Source organism: Pseudomonas fragi, from assembly GCF_900105835.1.
Classification (GTDB): Bacteria; Pseudomonadota; Gammaproteobacteria; order Pseudomonadales; family Pseudomonadaceae; genus Aquipseudomonas; species Aquipseudomonas fragi.
The window spans coordinates 4,288,780-4,304,334 of record NZ_LT629783.1 but is presented as its reverse complement, the minus strand read 5'-3'; the positions used below and the strand labels follow the sequence as shown (position 1 = coordinate 4,304,334).

General features: G+C 59.4%; 14 protein-coding genes. 5 read left to right on the top strand and 9 right to left on the bottom strand.

Features of this window, described 5'->3' with window-relative positions; genetic code table 11:
* The first annotated feature begins 27 nt into the window (after positions 1-27).
* Genes BLU25_RS19850 through BLU25_RS19840 form a run of 3 tightly spaced genes read left to right on the top strand, consistent with a single transcriptional unit; the run spans position 28 to position 1,258 of the window.
* Complete coding sequence (locus BLU25_RS19850) at positions 28-339, top strand: hypothetical protein (RefSeq protein ID WP_016779634.1); 312 nt, start codon at positions 28-30, stop codon at positions 337-339.
* Positions 340-363: 24 nt separating this feature from the next.
* The gene (locus BLU25_RS19845; protein WP_016779633.1) at positions 364-690 is read left to right on the top strand and encodes a hypothetical protein; all 327 of its coding nucleotides are present in this window, start codon (positions 364-366) and stop codon (positions 688-690) included.
* Positions 691-715: 25 nt separating this feature from the next.
* The gene (locus BLU25_RS19840) at positions 716-1,258 is read left to right on the top strand and encodes a hypothetical protein (protein ID WP_083369795.1); all 543 of its coding nucleotides are present in this window, start codon (positions 716-718) and stop codon (positions 1,256-1,258) included.
* Between the two features lie 159 nt (positions 1,259-1,417).
* Here BLU25_RS19840 and guaA read toward each other — a convergent pair whose 3' ends face one another.
* From guaA to BLU25_RS19820, 4 genes are all read right to left on the bottom strand, one after another.
* Entirely contained in the window at positions 1,418-2,995 is a 1,578-nt protein-coding gene (guaA, locus tag BLU25_RS19835; RefSeq protein WP_016779631.1) for a glutamine-hydrolyzing GMP synthase, read from the bottom strand.
* A gap of 103 nt (positions 2,996-3,098) precedes the next feature.
* A complete protein-coding gene (gene guaB / locus BLU25_RS19830; RefSeq protein ID WP_016779630.1) occupies positions 3,099-4,568 on the bottom strand; it encodes an IMP dehydrogenase in 1,470 nt (489 codons plus the stop codon).
* A gap of 294 nt (positions 4,569-4,862) precedes the next feature.
* Positions 4,863-5,411, bottom strand: a complete 549-nt coding sequence (locus tag BLU25_RS19825) for a sugar ABC transporter ATPase (protein ID WP_083369794.1) — start codon at positions 5,409-5,411, stop codon at positions 4,863-4,865.
* 94 nt (positions 5,412-5,505) lie between these two features.
* Positions 5,506-6,252 (bottom strand): sulfite exporter TauE/SafE family protein, encoded by a 747-nt coding sequence (locus BLU25_RS19820; RefSeq protein ID WP_016779628.1) that lies wholly within the window; start codon positions 6,250-6,252, stop codon positions 5,506-5,508.
* An 80-nt stretch (positions 6,253-6,332) separates the two neighbouring features.
* Between BLU25_RS19820 and xseA the strand changes: the two genes are divergently transcribed.
* Both xseA and BLU25_RS19810 read left to right on the top strand, forming a co-directional pair.
* A complete protein-coding gene (gene xseA, locus BLU25_RS19815) occupies positions 6,333-7,712 on the top strand; it encodes an exodeoxyribonuclease VII large subunit (RefSeq protein ID WP_169716027.1) in 1,380 nt (459 codons plus the stop codon).
* A gap of 3 nt (positions 7,713-7,715) precedes the next feature.
* On the top strand, positions 7,716-8,540 hold the full coding sequence (locus BLU25_RS19810) for a peptidoglycan DD-metalloendopeptidase family protein (protein WP_016779626.1): 825 nt from the start codon (positions 7,716-7,718) through the stop codon (positions 8,538-8,540).
* On the opposite strand, the gene BLU25_RS19805 is transcribed toward BLU25_RS19810, so the two are convergent.
* The 5 genes from BLU25_RS19805 to BLU25_RS19785 all read right to left on the bottom strand — a co-directional run bounded on the left by BLU25_RS19805 (position 8,537) and on the right by BLU25_RS19785 (position 15,412).
* Positions 8,537-9,058 carry a hypothetical protein gene (locus tag BLU25_RS19805; protein ID WP_016779625.1) on the bottom strand — a complete coding sequence of 174 codons (522 nt, stop codon included), beginning with the start codon at positions 9,056-9,058 and terminating at the stop codon, positions 8,537-8,539. The genes BLU25_RS19810 and BLU25_RS19805 overlap by 4 nt on opposite strands.
* Positions 9,058-9,876, bottom strand: coding sequence for a winged helix-turn-helix domain-containing protein (locus BLU25_RS19800; protein WP_016779624.1), 819 nt, complete (start codon positions 9,874-9,876; stop codon positions 9,058-9,060). Before BLU25_RS19800 ends, BLU25_RS19805 begins: the two co-directional genes overlap by 1 nt.
* A 298-nt stretch (positions 9,877-10,174) precedes the next feature.
* Complete coding sequence (locus BLU25_RS19795; protein ID WP_139803906.1) at positions 10,175-11,365, bottom strand: hypothetical protein; 1,191 nt, start codon at positions 11,363-11,365, stop codon at positions 10,175-10,177.
* A 176-nt stretch (positions 11,366-11,541) separates the two neighbouring features.
* Positions 11,542-12,600 (bottom strand): hypothetical protein, encoded by a 1,059-nt coding sequence (locus tag BLU25_RS19790; protein WP_228795875.1) that lies wholly within the window; start codon positions 12,598-12,600, stop codon positions 11,542-11,544.
* A 304-nt stretch (positions 12,601-12,904) separates the two neighbouring features.
* Positions 12,905-15,412, bottom strand: coding sequence for a TcfC E-set like domain-containing protein (locus BLU25_RS19785; protein ID WP_083369792.1), 2,508 nt, complete (start codon positions 15,410-15,412; stop codon positions 12,905-12,907).
* Positions 15,413-15,555 lie beyond the last annotated feature (143 nt).

Genomic DNA, 15,555 nt, shown 5'->3' with positions numbered 1-15,555 from the left:
CCGCGTCAAATCCCAAGGAATAACGCCATGTACACCAAGAGCCTGCTGCTGAGTGTTTGCGCTGTGTTACTGGTTGGCTGCACGGGAAGGGGCTTTCAACCGCCGGCTCCGGATTACACAAAATGGTACAAGGAGGGCGTATCGCAGACCGGGATCATTGCTGCGATGCGGGCGTGCGGATATACCAATGTTGATGGTGCAGGAGACAGGTCGCCAATCGATGTGAGGTTACTGAACTTCTATTGCATGAAAGACGCAGGCTACAAACGCAAAGATAATTTGGACATGTGCAAGCTCGGTCGTATTGGAGAATCGCCGGTGTGCGACGGCCGCCGTTAATCCGTCACCAAAAGGACACAGGGAATGAACAATCTACGCAACGGACTGTATGGTGCCGCATTGGCCCTGGCGGCAACAGCACTGGGCGGCTGCGCCTCCTCGACCGCCATCACCGGCGAACCCGGTGTCAACATGGGGGACAGCTATCAAAAGGTGCTTGAAGTGGTCAGCCGCAACAATACCGTGACCAAGCAGGTGGAGGGTCAAGGCTTCCGGGCCGAGGGTTACTCGGCAATGTTCAAGGACTGTCGCACCAAGTACTTCCTGTTCCAGGACGGCGATGGTTTGCAGCGCGTGTCCTATGAACCTGCACCGCACCTGTCAGTCAGCCAGAACTGCCGCCAGCCTTAACCTGCCCCTGCGAGTCGATTGCCTGATGAGACTGTTCACTGTAATCCCCGCCGTTCTGCTGGCGCTCAGCGGCTGCGGCCAGGTGGCAAACGTGCGTTCGCTGTCCACCGGCTACATCCCCCCGCAGAGCGGCGAGACGGCCCGTATTCGTCTGCTCACCGACGGCCTGGTGCGCGCCGTGCCGGGGCGTGACTGCCTGGACTGGAATGTGCCGGGTGCGGGGGTGATGGCGTCGGCGAAATCCGGCTTCCCCGACCATAACGGCGAAAACCTCGGCATTGGCGGGCCGATCTATTCGTTGGCAGGTTCGGTCTCGTCAGAGCTGGTAGTGCCGGCGAACAAACCGATTGCGCTCCATTACCTGGGGCGCCTGCAATATGCCCGGCAGTGCGCCAAAACCATGACCTTCGTACCTCGGCCCGGGGTGGATTACCGGGTGCAGGCATCAATGTCGGCAGACTGTTCATTCCTGCTGGATGAGCTTTCAGCTGACGGCAAGCAATGGGTAGCTGTCGAGCCGAAGCCTGAGGGCAAGGTGTCGATGTGTAACGCGATGGATAACTTCTAGCCCGTAATCAGCGCGGCTCCATACCAAGCCACCTGAACACAGTGCCTGGCAATGCCCAAAGCTGCCAGGATTTGCCAGGCCCAAAAAGCCAAAAGCCCGCAATTAAGCGGGCTTCAGGGTGTTCTTGCTCACGGGTGCCGGACTATGCCTGACTCCCGATCATTCCCACTCGATCGTTGCCGGCGGCTTGCTCGACACGTCGTAAGTCACGCGGGAGATGCCTTCGATTTCGTTGATGATCCGGCCGCTGACGGTTTCCAGCAGCTCGTAAGGCAGGTGCGCCCAACGTGCGGTCATGAAGTCGATGGTTTCTACGGCACGCAGGGCAACAACCCAGGCGTAACGACGGCCATCGCCTACAACACCAACCGATTTAACCGGCTGGAACACCACGAATGCCTGGCTGACTTTGTGATACCAGTCGGCCTTGCGCAGCTCTTCGATAAAGATATGGTCAGCACGACGCAGGATGTCGGCGTATTCCTTTTTCACTTCACCCAGGATGCGCACGCCCAGGCCCGGGCCCGGGAACGGGTGACGGTAGACCATGTCGTACGGCAGGCCCAGTTCCAGACCCAGACGACGGACTTCGTCCTTGAACAGCTCACGCAGCGGTTCAACCAGCTTGAGGTTCATTTCATCCGGCAGGCCGCCCACGTTGTGGTGCGACTTGATCACGTGAGCCTTGCCGCTCTTGGCGCCAGCCGACTCGATCACGTCCGGGTAGATGGTGCCCTGGGCCAGGTACTTGATGTTTTCCAGCTTGCAGGATTCGGCATCGAACACGTCGATAAAGGTACGGCCGATGATCTTGCGCTTTTTCTCCGGGTCGCTTTCGCCAGCCAGGTTGTTCAGGAACTGGTCGGCAGCGTTGGCGCGGATCACCTTGACGCCCATGTTCTCGGCGAACATGGCCATCACTTGCTCACCTTCGTGCAGGCGCAGCAGGCCGTTGTCCACGAAAACGCAGGTCAACTGGTCGCCGATGGCCTTGTGCAGCAAAGCTGCAACAACCGAGGAGTCAACGCCGCCGGACAAGCCCAGCAATACGTTGTCGGTACCGACCTGGGCACGGATGTTGGCAATGGCGTCTTCGGCGATTTTCGACGGTGTCCACAGGGCTTCACAGCCGCAGATGTCGAGGATAAAGCGCGACAGGATGCGACCGCCCTGCTTGGTGTGGGTCACTTCCGGGTGGAACTGCACGCCGTAGTAGCCGCGCTCGTCGTTGAACATGCCAGCAATCGGGCAGCTTGGGGTGCTGGCCAGAATGTGGAAGTCGGACGGCATCTTGGTGACCTTGTCACCGTGGCTCATCCACACGTCCAGGCCGAACAGGCCGTCGGCGTCGATATGGTCTTCGATGCCGTCCAGCAGGCGGCTTTTGCCAACCACGTCGACGCGGGCATAACCGAACTCGCGCAGCTCGGAACCTTCAACCTTGCCGCCCAGTTGCTCGGCCATGGTCTGCATGCCGTAGCAGATACCGAAAACCGGTACGCCCAGGTCAAATACAGCTTGTGGGGCGCGCGGGCTGCCGGCTTCGTGTACCGACTCCGGGCCACCGGCCAGGATGATGCCTTTAGGGGCGAATTCGCGGATCGCTGCGTCGTCCATGTCGAACGGGTGCAGTTCGCAGTAAACGCCGATTTCGCGCACGCGGCGAGCGATCAGCTGGGTGTACTGGGAACCGAAGTCCAGGATCAGGATGCGGTGAGCGTGAATGTCGAGGGCCATGACAAAATCTCGATTAATTTCAGAAACGACACGGGGCTGAATCAAACAGCCCCGGTGATTTAATTCGTATCGCACCCGGGCGTGAACCCGGGCGCGACCACTATCAACCTACGCGATAGTTGGGTGCTTCCTTGGTGATCTGCACGTCGTGGACGTGGGATTCAGCCATGCCAGCGCCGGTGATACGCACAAACTCAGGCTTGGTACGCATTTGCTCGATGTCGGCACAGCCGGTGTAACCCATCGAGGAACGCAGACCGCCCATCAGTTGGTGAATGATCGCCGTCAGCGAGCCTTTGTACGCCACGCGACCTTCGATACCTTCCGGCACCAGCTTCTCGGCACCCGCGGAGGAGTCCTGGAAGTAACGGTCAGAGGAGCCCTGGGACTGCGACATTGCACCCAGCGAACCCATGCCACGGTAAGCCTTGTACGAACGGCCCTGGTACAGCTCGATTTCGCCTGGTGCTTCTTCAGTACCGGCAAACATCGAACCCATCATCACGCAGGACGCACCGGCAACAATGGCCTTGGACAGGTCACCCGAGAAACGGATGCCGCCGTCGGCGATCAACGGTACGCCAGTGCCCTCAAGGGCAGCGGCCACATTGGCAATTGCGCTGATTTGCGGAACGCCAACACCGGCAACGATGCGGGTGGTGCAGATCGAGCCAGGGCCGATACCGACCTTGACTGCGTCAGCGCCGGCTTCAGCCAGGGCCAGGGCAGCAGCGCCAGTGGCGATGTTGCCGCCAATGACCTGAACTTCAGGGAAGTTCTGCTTGACCCAACGTACGCGGTCGATCACGCCTTTGGAGTGACCGTGGGCGGTATCGACTACCACCACGTCAACGCCGGCAGCCACGAGGGCGGCCACACGATCAGCGGTGTCCTTGCCGGTGCCGACCGCAGCGCCCACGCGCAGACGACCCTGGTCGTCCTTGCTGGCCAACGGGTAAGCCTTGGCTTTTTCGATGTCGTTAACGGTCATCATGCCTTTGAGGGCAAAGTTGTCGTCGACGATCAGCACGCGCTCGATGCGGTGCTTGTGCAACAGTTCGCGGGCTTCTTCCTTGTCGGCGCCTTCCTTGACCGTGACCAGACGCTCTTTTGGCGTCATCACGTCACGAACGGTAGCTTCCAGACGGTTTTCAAAGCGTACGTCACGGGACGTCACGATGCCGACCAGGTCGCCATTGTGCAGTACCGGAACGCCGGAAATGTTGTGCTGGCGGGTCAGTTCAAGCAGTTCACGTACCGTGGCATCCGCCTCGATAGTGATCGGCTCTTTAACCACGCCGGCTTCGAAACGCTTGACCTTGCGAACTTCGTGAGCTTGCTGCTCGATGGTCATGTTCTTGTGGATGATACCGATACCGCCTTCCTGAGCCATGGCGATTGCCAGACGGGCTTCAGTTACGGTGTCCATTGCAGCGGAAACCAGCGGAATATTCAGTTCAATGCCACGGGTCAAACGAGTCTTTAGATTGACTTCGTTCGGGAGAACCTCGGAATAACCGGGGACGAGAAGGATGTCATCGAATGTGAGTGCTTCTTGGCTGATACGCAGCATCGCTGGGGCTCCCGAGCGGGAAAATGGAAGCGCGCCATTGTACTCAAAACACCCGGCTCTCTCAACGGAAACCTTTAGAGAGTTTTGCGCTAAGGGCCAATGATTTATTGACTCTCAGGACAGCAAGTGGGCAAAAAACCCTCTGTGGGAGCGCAATACAGTTCACTTAAGAGGAACGCAGTTCAAGTGTGGGAGCGGGCTTGCTCGCGATGGTCTTCAGAGCACCGCATTTACTCAGTAAATACGCGTCATCGTTAACGACCATCGCGAGCAAGCCCGCTCCCACACCATCGGTCACAGTTCGACCTTCACCCACGCCACCGGCTGGTCGAGCCAGTCGGCGAACTCGTCGAGAAAGCTTTGCTTGAAGCCCGCTTCGGCCCAGTTGTTGAAAATAAAACCCAAATTGGAGAACGCACACGCCTGCAAAAACAGAAAACCGTTGATGTCGTCTTCATGGGCGCACAGCGGGCAGATGAAGTTGTCGGTACGCCCCGGCATCCAGTCTTCGAGGCTGTCGAACAGCGCCTCGCCCACTTCCTTGCGGCACTCGGCGCAACCGGCTTCTTCAAGAAAGCCTTTGGCCGGCGTATAGATGCAACGCTTGGTGATGATCTCCAGGCCATTGACCGGCTCACCGAATGGCAGCGCCTCGGGGTGCAACACCACCTCACGGGCACCGGGCGCGATGGCATAGGCCATGCCATTGCCCGTACGGCCGCAGGTGGTGAGCTCTTCTTCGATGATGTTCTTGCGCACCAGCCAGCGCACGATGGCCCGGGCACGCGGCTCATGCACCGGCAAGGTGGAGATTTTGGGAACGATGATGCTTTGCGAATTCATGGGGACGGCACATGTACGTGAGATAAGAGCAACACACTGGATCTGTGGGAGCGGGCAGGATCAAGCGCGCAGCTTAAAGCCTCACCCCACAAGGTCAAGCGCTCAGGTAGCGCGCGATCAGCGCAATGCCGCTGGCCAGCACCAGCCACGTTACCAGCCGCACAAACGCCTCGCGGGACAATTTGCGCGTCAGCCGTCGGCCAATCCACAGCCCCAGTGCCATCGCCGGCAACAGGCAGGCGCCCAGCAACAGCAACGCGCCGTCGGCATATACGCCCGCAAGTACAAACAGCGTCAGGCGCACCATGGTGCTGCAACTGATCAACGCACTCTGGGTGGCGCGGGCTGCGTCCTTGGGCAAGCGTGCATTCAGATAAAGCGCATACAAAAAACCGCCACTGCCAAACAACGCCCCAAACAATCCACCCGTGATCCCCGTGGGGATGGCCCAGCCAGCAGCGACCTGTGTCGGTTTCACCTTGACTGCCAGGCTGTACAAGGCGTAAGCCGTGATAAAAAGTCCCATCAACAGCAGCAACAGGTCGGACTTGAGGTTCAGCAAAAACCCTACGCCGATCACACAACCAATCGCCATGCACGGCAGCAAGCGCAGCAACTCGGGCCGCGCCACATCCCGACGCGACGGCAGCCAGTTGCCAAATGCCGCGACAAAATCCAGCAGCACCAGCAGCGGGATGATTTTCGACAGCGGCAGGCACAGGATCAGCAGTGGCCCGGCCACCAGCGCCGTGCCGAACCCGGCCACACCAAAGACGATATAGGCCAGGGCAATGGCCAGTTCCAGCAACACCCACTCACCACCACTGAACGGCAACTCCATTGCTCTGCTTCCTTGTTTTAAGTGCGCAGACTTCTATCAGACAGGTGCAGTGATAACAATCCGCCCTTATGATGGCCCGCATGATTAAAGACCCCTTTGCAAGATTCAATCTCGACCGGGAAGTCCTGACCGTCAGCCAGCTCAATGGCCGGGCGCGGGTGCTGCTCGAAGACGTATTCAGCAATATCTGGGTAGAAGGCGAAATCTCCAACCTCGCCCGCCCGGCCTCTGGCCATGTGTACTTCACCCTCAAGGACAGCGGTGCCCAGGTGCGTTGCGCACTGTTTCGCAACAACGCAGCACGGGTGCGTCAGGCGCTCAAGGACGGCCTGGCGGTCAAGGTACGCGGCAAGGTCTCGCTGTTTGAAGGCCGTGGCGATTACCAGTTGATCCTCGATACCGTGGAACCCGCTGGCGACGGCGCGCTGCGCCTGGCCTTCGATGCGCTGAAGGAAAAACTCAGCGCCGAAGGCCTGTTCAGCCCCGAGCGCAAGGTCGCCCTGCCCGCTCACCCGCAGCGCATCGGCATTGTCAGCTCGCCCACCGGGGCCGTGATTCGCGACATCATCAGCGTGTTCCGCCGCCGGGCGCCGCAAGTCGAACTGACCCTGATCCCCACCGCCGTACAAGGCCGCGAAGCCACGGCGCAGATCGTCCGGGCGCTCAAGCTGGCCGATGCACGGGGCTTTGATGCACTGATCCTGGCCCGCGGCGGCGGCTCGCTGGAAGACCTGTGGTGCTTCAACGAAGAAGCCGTGGCCCGCGCCATCGATGCCTGCGTCACGCCCATCGTCAGCGCTGTCGGCCATGAAACCGACGTGTCGATCGCCGACTTTGTCGCGGATGTACGCGCCCCTACCCCGTCAGCCGCAGCCGAGTTGCTGGCCCCGGACTCCAGCGACCTGCAACGGCGTATCGACAGCCTGCACCGCCGGCTGGTGATGCGTATCCGCGACCGCCTGATGCGCGACCGCTTGCGCCTCGACGGCCTGGCGCGACGCCTGCGCCACCCCGGCGAACGTCTGCGCCAGCAGGCCCAGCGCCTGGATGACCTGGACATGCGCATGCGCCGGGCTTTCGAGCGCAGCCTCAACACCCGCCGCGAACGCCTGATCCGCCTGGAAACGCGCCTGGCCGCCCAGCATCCGGGCCGCCAGCTGGCCATGCTGCGCCAGCGCCTGGACAGCCTCGCCGAGCGCTTGCCCCGAGCCATGCGTGAAGGCCTCAAGGCGCGCCGCATGCAGCTGCACAGCCAGATGCAGACCCTGCATGTGGTCAGCCCGCTGGCCACCCTGGGTCGTGGCTACAGCATTCTGCTCGATGAAAAGGGCAATGCCATCCGCAGCGCTGCGCAAACTCAAAACGGTCAACGCTTGAAGGCCAGGCTGGGCGAAGGCGAACTGCAAGTGCGCGTCGAGGATAATCACCTCACGCCCGTCACCCTTTCTTTACTGGATTAACTGATGCCGCGTTTTTTCTCTGCTGCGCTGTTGCTGTGCCTGACCCTCAATGCTCAGGCAGCTGACAGCTATATCACCCGCCTGCTGAACAAACCGGTACCCGGCGGCGTCGCCGTGATCGAACTGGGCACCGGCGCCCAGGCGCCCAAGGCCAGCTATGACGGCAAGCCGGTCATGGTCATCAAGGAACAGGACACCTGGCGGGCCATTGTCGGCATTCCGCTGACGGTCAAGCCGGGCACCCAACGGATCAGTTCTGGTGGGCGCGACCTGAGCTTCGCCGTGGGCAGCAAGAAATACCCCGAGCAACACATCACCCTGAAAAACAAGCGTCAGGTTAACCCCGACCCGGCCGATATCAAGCGCATCGACAACGAACTGGCCATCCAGATCAAGGCCTACCGCACCTTCAGCCCCAACACGCCGAGCAACCTGTTGCTGGACAAGCCGGTCAACGGGCCGCTGTCGAGCAAGTTCGGCGTGCGCCGTTTCTTCAATGGCGAAGAGCGCAACCCTCACGCCGGTCTCGACTTCGCAGTGCCTGCTGGCACACCGATCAAGACCCCCGCAGCGGGCAAGGTGATCCTGATCGGCAATTACTTCTTCAATGGCAATACCGTGTTTGTCGACCACGGCCAGGGCTTTATCAGCATGTTCTGCCATATGTCGAAAATCGACACCCGAGTGGGCCAGCAACTGGCCCGCGGTGATGTGGTGGGCAAGGTTGGCTCGACGGGCCGTGCCACAGGCCCGCACATGCACTGGAACGTCAGCCTCAATGATGCGCGGGTTGACCCGGCGATCTTTATCGGCGCGTTCCAGCCCTAGCGCAAACGCGGCATCAGCCACCCCTGGCGGCCCTGGCAAATCTGCAAGGGCATGCCCAGCCGTCCGAACGAATAGGTACTGGGGCCCAGTTTCAATACCTGAACATAAACGTCCTCCCCCGGGGCGTTCATAAAGGCCAGGTCCTGGTCATCATCCAGGGTGTCGCCCTTCTTGCGCGTGATTTTGGTGACGGTATTTTTCAGGTAGGGCCCAGCCTGTACATACTTGAAGTCGACAAAGCGGTGGAAGTTGTACACATGGGTATCGCCGCCCTTCGCTACCTGCACCTTGCGGCCGCCGATTCGTGAAAAACCCAGGTCATTGCCGCGAAAGAACTGACTGTACGAACCCAGGGTGCGCTCAGCCGTGTGGTCCGCTGAAATGGCCAGCATTTCAAAGTCCAGATGGCATTCCCACACGACCCGGTCAGCCGAGTACAACCACGAGGCCGCCAGCCAGGGCAAAACCACCAACAGGGCTACAATCAGACCGCGAGCGCTCCATTTTGCCGCCACCATTACTCGGACTCATCCAGGACAAAATAGGAAATACACCCCGACACACTGACTTCAATCGGGTCGCGGCATAAGAAGTAGCCATACGCGTTATCCCTTAGCGCACCATTCAAATACACATACGCATAACTCGCCAGGGCCGTAAACGCAGGCGGTTTATTCTTCAACTTCAACATATGGGCATTGATTCGCTCAGGCGTGATGTTTAAACCCGGCGCCGAAAACAGATGTTGTTTATAGGTATCGGGCAGCGGCGAGTAGTGCAGTTCTATTGCCGACGCCAGCGGCGAGCTCAATTGCGCGGCCTGCCAGGCAAAGGCCAGAAAGCCGTTGAGCAATAAAACCCCGGCCATAACGGTCAGATAGCGCCGGCAACGGCTCACCTTGGTCGAAACCAGTGCAACGTCATCGTTGAGCGTGATCGGCAACGGCGCGACATCTCGCCCTCCTCTCACACCCTCGCCTCCTGGCGGCAAGGCACTGTCGCCCAGCCGTTCAATCGACAGGGCATCGCTGATTTTGTAGCCAATGCGCGGCACTGTAACCACATAGTCACAATGCCCTACGGTAGACAGGCAACGACGGATCTGGGCGATGGATTGATTGACACTGTTGGCAGATACTTGCTGCCCATAACGCTCCCAACCCGCATGCAATAGTTGCTTTTTGGTGACAATGGCACCCTGGGCTTCAAGCAATGTCGAAAAGCAGCGACTGGCTGCCGCTCCCAGCACCACCGGGGCGACAGCAGTGTCCAGCCCTGAAACTTCATACAACTCATCATCAAATAACATCACGCCAGCTATCAAGTAACGGGCCATCGTATTACAGCCTTATAAAACGAGTAGATGAAGTGCCATCTTCCGTCATTCCAAACACCGATTTAAATAAACAATGCACCTCGCTTAGTCATGGTTGCATGCGCTCATAACCGCGTATGACGCACGGTTTAAACACATGTATTCCTACGATTATTAAACACTGGCACAACGGTTTCACACCTTGAACAGTTGCGTTAATGCAGGCGTTGTCGGAGTGCAGAATGCCGGGTGAATGGCGGGCAGGAATCACCTGATCAATATAAATTTGCTTGCAGGTACCCCCCCGCAAGCAAAGTACTTAAATATTGGCATCAAAAATGATTGTGGCATTGCCCGTGAATGTACTGCCGGGGTACTTGACCATCTGTTCGGTGGAGGCACTTTGCACCCTGTAGTGCAGGGTGGCCTTGCGATCAAACTGGCTGCTCAGGGTCTTGAACACCACGGCGTTGTGCGCCCCGGCCTGCAGCGGAATCCGCCGTGCAGGCTGGCCACTGGCCTCGAGCGCAATGCCGGCGGGCAGGGACAATTGAATATCAACCCCCGCCGTCAGCTGTTGCTGGGCTGACGCACGAATACCGCAGGTCTGCGCAAAGGCGTACTTGCACTCCAGGTAGACCTTGAAGCGCCCGGAGCTAGAAATCTTGAAATCATGGTCGGCAAACAGCGCAGGTGCTGTTCGACCGCTGGCCAGCCAGCCTTGCCAGCCCTGCGCGGGTTGCAGCACGGCTCGCTGCGCACCGGGGGAAAAATCAAGGCTGAGCAGGTGGTTGACCGTGAGCTTGAACGTGAACGTGATGCGGTCATCGCTGGCCACCATGCGGTCGCCGAAATCAAAGTCCTGGCCGGGGCCGATGCCATAGGTGATGCTGCCCGAATAAGTGCCCATCTCCATGCTCAGGGGGTTGGGGGTATGTAGCTCGTAGCTGATGTTCATGTTGCGGTATCGAAACGGTGTCGGGATCTGCACCTTGGGCAGTTTTACGCAGGCCGTTGTCGCACTCTGCGGCACTTTCCAGAAGTAGTCGTAAAACGTGGCGTTGCCACTGCCCACCCCGCCATAAGTGCAGGGGCTGGGCGCCGTGACCCAGGAGGAGCCCCACAGGTGACCATGCCAGGTGCCACTACTGAGGATATACCGCCCGCCAAACCCGGAAATCCGCCATTGCACCTGTGCGCTCTGCCCGGTTTGATCGTGGGTGATGGTCACATTGCGAAAGTTCGACGGCACCCGCATATAAGCCGCTTTACGCCTGTCAGCCAGCGCCTCCTGCGGGTCGAGTTCTTGCGAGGCATCAAAATCCACCGGGAAATTGACACTGGAAAAACCGTTGGCGGCGCATTGGCCAGGCAAGATAAGGCAATACCCGGCGACCGGAGTGGTGTTGATAAACCGGTTGTGGGAAGGGTTGTGATGATCGGGGCTAAACACGGCGGTAATCAATTGCTCCGCCGCCGCCAAAGGCGTACCCGCAAACAGCAGTTGCACGCACACACTGGTAACCGTTGTAAAAAAAAAGGCCGGCAACTTAAAAAAAATCAACGCTCGCACGGTGTGCGTTCTCCCATGGCGAATAACGATAAATGCCCTGCGCTCAACGCCAGGGCGACACGGCCGCTGCAACGGTGCAATTACGGCGGCCGACGTGCAAGGCCAATGCGGCCTCAGGTATTGGCATCAAATACAATCGTGACGACGCCGCTGTAAGTACTGCCGGGGTTTTCAACCATCAACGCCGTCACCTCAGGTGTGATTTCATAGTTCAGCATGGCCCGCTGCGACATTTGCACGCCATCGACTGCAAAGCTCACCGCATTGTGGATGCCCTGCGCCAAGGGCACCTTGAACGCCGGTTGCTTGCCCGGCATCAGGGTGATGCCGGCCGGAAAACTCACCGTGGTATTGACCGCCACCTTGGTATTTTGCGTGGCCGATTCGGCGTAAATGCCGCAGTCGGTCCCTATCAAATACTGACAGTCCAGATACATCCTGAAGTTACTGGACGCCGACAACCTGAAGTCTTGCCAGGCACTCAAGGCTGGCGGCCGCCGCCCCGAGTTCAGCCAGCCCTGCCAGCCTTCGCGCGGTTGCAGAACTGCCCGTTGCGCACCCGGGGGGAAGTCCACCGTCAACGCACTGTGCACCACAAACTTGAAGTTGAGCGCGATCTGGTTGTCGGAGGGCAGCATCAGGTCGCCCATATCAAAATCCTGGCCCGGCCCCAGGCTGTATAGCGTGGTGGCCGTATACTCACCGGGCTCCATCTCCAGCGGGTTGGGCATTGCAAACTCAAAACCGGTTTCGGCCCGGTTATAAATAAAAGGGCCGGGGATATCGAACAGTGCTTTTTTAGTACAGGTATCATTACTGGAATAACGCCAGAAAAACTCATGCACTTTGGCAGCCAGATACCACAGTCGGGACGAATAGCACGGCTGCACGGATTCATGCCAGGTACCGCCCTGCCACAGCAGGCCGTGCCCCAGATAAGGCGCGGTCGGACCACCGGGGGACAATTCGGCTGCCGGTTTGATCAACACATAGCGGGCGCCAAATGCCATCGCACGCACTTTCAACTCTGCCTGCGAGCCCGTCCGGGTGTTGGTGAGCATGACGCTGCGCCAACTCAGGGGGATCTTTAAATAGGCTCCCTGCCTTGGGTTGAGCGCGTTGGTTGACGCATCAATTCCCGCCGCAGACTCAAACACAATGGGTAAACTCACGCCCAGGGCTCCTGGGCAAGGCGTAGGCCGCCCTCCGCAATGGCCTTCCCCAGGCGTGACGATGACAAAGGTTTTTTGGCTCGGGTTGTTCGGGTCGGGCTTGTACACCGCCTCGATGGTTTTATCGTAGCCTGAAGCCTGTAACGCATGGCCCATCAACAGCAGCGCCAGTGCGTAGTACAGGAGGCGTGTTGATTCAAACAGTCGTGACATCCGCATAATGATTACTCGTCTCGAAAATAATAATCACACCCTCCTTGTGTTCCCGGCATCCTCCCTCGTACACAGCCCCCGGTGGCGCCCCTCATGCCCCCTTGGCGACCCCCAGTGAAGCTGCGCGACAGACGATATCGGCCACCAGCAACACATTGTTTTCCCGCTTGTGCCGGTCGGGTTCCAGCACAACATTGCAGGCCGGTTGCCCCCGATGATGTATTTGCAGGCTGGGTGACGACTCGCTCATCTCCAGCACAAAGAACCCGTCGGCCTCGCTGACCCCGCTGCTGGCGTGATTGAGAATATGAGCGCCCGCCATCGGGCGACCCTGGGGGTCGACCACCCGGCCAAGTACCGACACGGTTTTAAGCACCCGCACCTGCTGGTACAGCACACCGCCTTTATTGAGGTGATAACGCGCGTGTGGCGGCTGGATGGACGCGGCATGGGCATCATTGCCCGTAAAATCGAAGTGCACCGTGCCACTTTTGTAAGCCGCCACCGGCACCATGTTGCGACCGGGCTTGAGCTGGGCACCATAGCTGCCGCCCATGTCATCGGCACGCAACACCAGGTTGTCGATATCCGAGTCGAGGTCGACAATCATTGCCCCGTCACCGCCGTAAAAACTGCCGCTGGCCGCCAGGGCGCCCGCGCCAGCGGCCACGGTACTGTTGATGTTCAAGCCACCGCTGAACTCACCGTCATAGGACGACCGCTGGGCGTAGGCATCGCCGTTGAGTTCAGGGGTTTCAAACTGGGTCGAGGCATTGAGGCCCACGCCATAACTGTCGGCGGTAAGGCCGGTGGAATAGCTTTTGAAGAAGTCGCCTTCAAGGGTCTTGTTGTAGCCCAGCGAGCCATTGAGTTCGCGTGCGCCATCACGCGCAGTACGGCTGCCGATACTGGCCGACAGGCTGCCGGCCGGCTTGCCCAGCGCCAGGTTGATGCTCAGGTCGATGCCGCGGTTACGCTGGTTCCCGGTGCTGAGGGTGGCCGGGCGGTCGAACAGCGATACCTGCCAGTGCACATCACTGCCAAACAACTTGCTGCTGCGGATCCAGCTCAGATCAACGCCGGTACCGTTGGTGTTGCCACTGCTGTGGCTGACCCGGCCGGTCAGGCTGCTGCTCGCGCTCAGGCGCTGGGTCAAGGACACCGCCGTGTTTTGCGTACGGCCGTTGTAGCGGCTCCTGGGGCGAACCGCGACGGTGTCCAGGTAATCAATATCGTTGCGCGTATCCAGCCAGGACCGCGAGTGAGAAAACATCGCACTGCCGCCGTGATATTGGTAACGCGCCTGCAGGTCCATGCCTGTGCCGTAGCCAGCCGTTTGATACACATTGCTGTAGAGGCTGAAATGGTCTGACAGGCCCCAGTCGAGCGAGCTGCCGTATTGCATTTTTTGCGCGACGCGCTGGGCATCAACCCCCAGAATCACTCGCGGGTGCAGCAGGTAATTGACCAGGGCACCGTAAGTCAGCCCCTGATCGTATTGCACGTCATCACCCCAGTTGTTCAACAACTGGCGGCGTTTCCCGGCAAAAACGCTGTAACGCCAGGGTTGATCGGCATTACGCCAGTTGGTGGGTTTGTAGATCATTTCTTCGGTCGTGGACGTCACTTGGCCATCCTCGAGCAGACGCACCTGCACCGGGTAGATACCACCGGGCAAACGCCGGGTGTCCAGGGTCTGCAAGCCGCTGGCAACCGCCTGGCTGTAAATCAGCACGCCGTCGCGGTACACCTCGACCAGGCCCTGCCGGCTTGGCGTGACATAAATGGGGTAGGTACTGGGGCTGGCGTTGCTGACCGCCAGGCTGTCGCTGGTGCCATACATGAAACCCAGCGTGGTGTCCGGGCTGGCGCCAAAATTGCGGGGCCGGCGATACACACCCAGTGCGTCGGGGGTGAAATAGCCCAGGCGGAAAAAGTTGCCGGCGAACTCGCGCTGGCCGTAAAGCTGGTTCAGGGAGTGATAGGTGGGGGCACCGGGTTCACCGGTTCGCGCCAGTTCGGCCGAAGCCACCTGGGTCCAGTTGCCGAGGCTGCTCGAGGCCTGGACGTTATAGCGTGCTGCCGTGCCAGCCTGGGAGCCGCCACTGCGGGCGATGTTCAACTGATTGTGCAAAATCAGGCCATCACTGCCGTCTTCGGGCAGGGCATGGTACTGGGCGGGTGCGCGCTCCCGCTCTACCGCGTCGGTCAAAATCGAAAACTGCGAGTCCTGCAGGTTGTAATGCAAGGCCACCAGGCCATTGCCACAGTTCGCGGTGCAACTGCCCAGAGCCGTCGGCGTGGACAATTGCGCCAGCCACTGGGCACGATCGGCCTCGGGCAAGGCGCTGGCCTGGGTATCGGTAAAGCTCAGCAGGCGGATGGTTTCATCGCGACCAAGCACCACCAGTGCATCCCCGAGCAACTGTGCGTTGACATCGACACGCACCGCCAGAGGCACATCAAAGAAGTGTTCCTGAAAGCCGGCCGGCAACTGTTCTGCCTGACTTAACACTCCCAGGGTTGACGGCGCTTTAACTTCAGCCATAACGCCGCCCGTCATTAATATCGAGCAGCACACTATCAGGGCACGAGCCATTGCAGAGTTCAATTGTAGTTATCCAAACGAACGGACATCGTTTATATAAAACTGCACACCTCTATTTCCAGGCAGGCGCAAGCGTCAAGCGCCAGTCGACTGCCTGAAAAGAGAGCGTTAGAACGTGTCAGTGAGCAGAGACG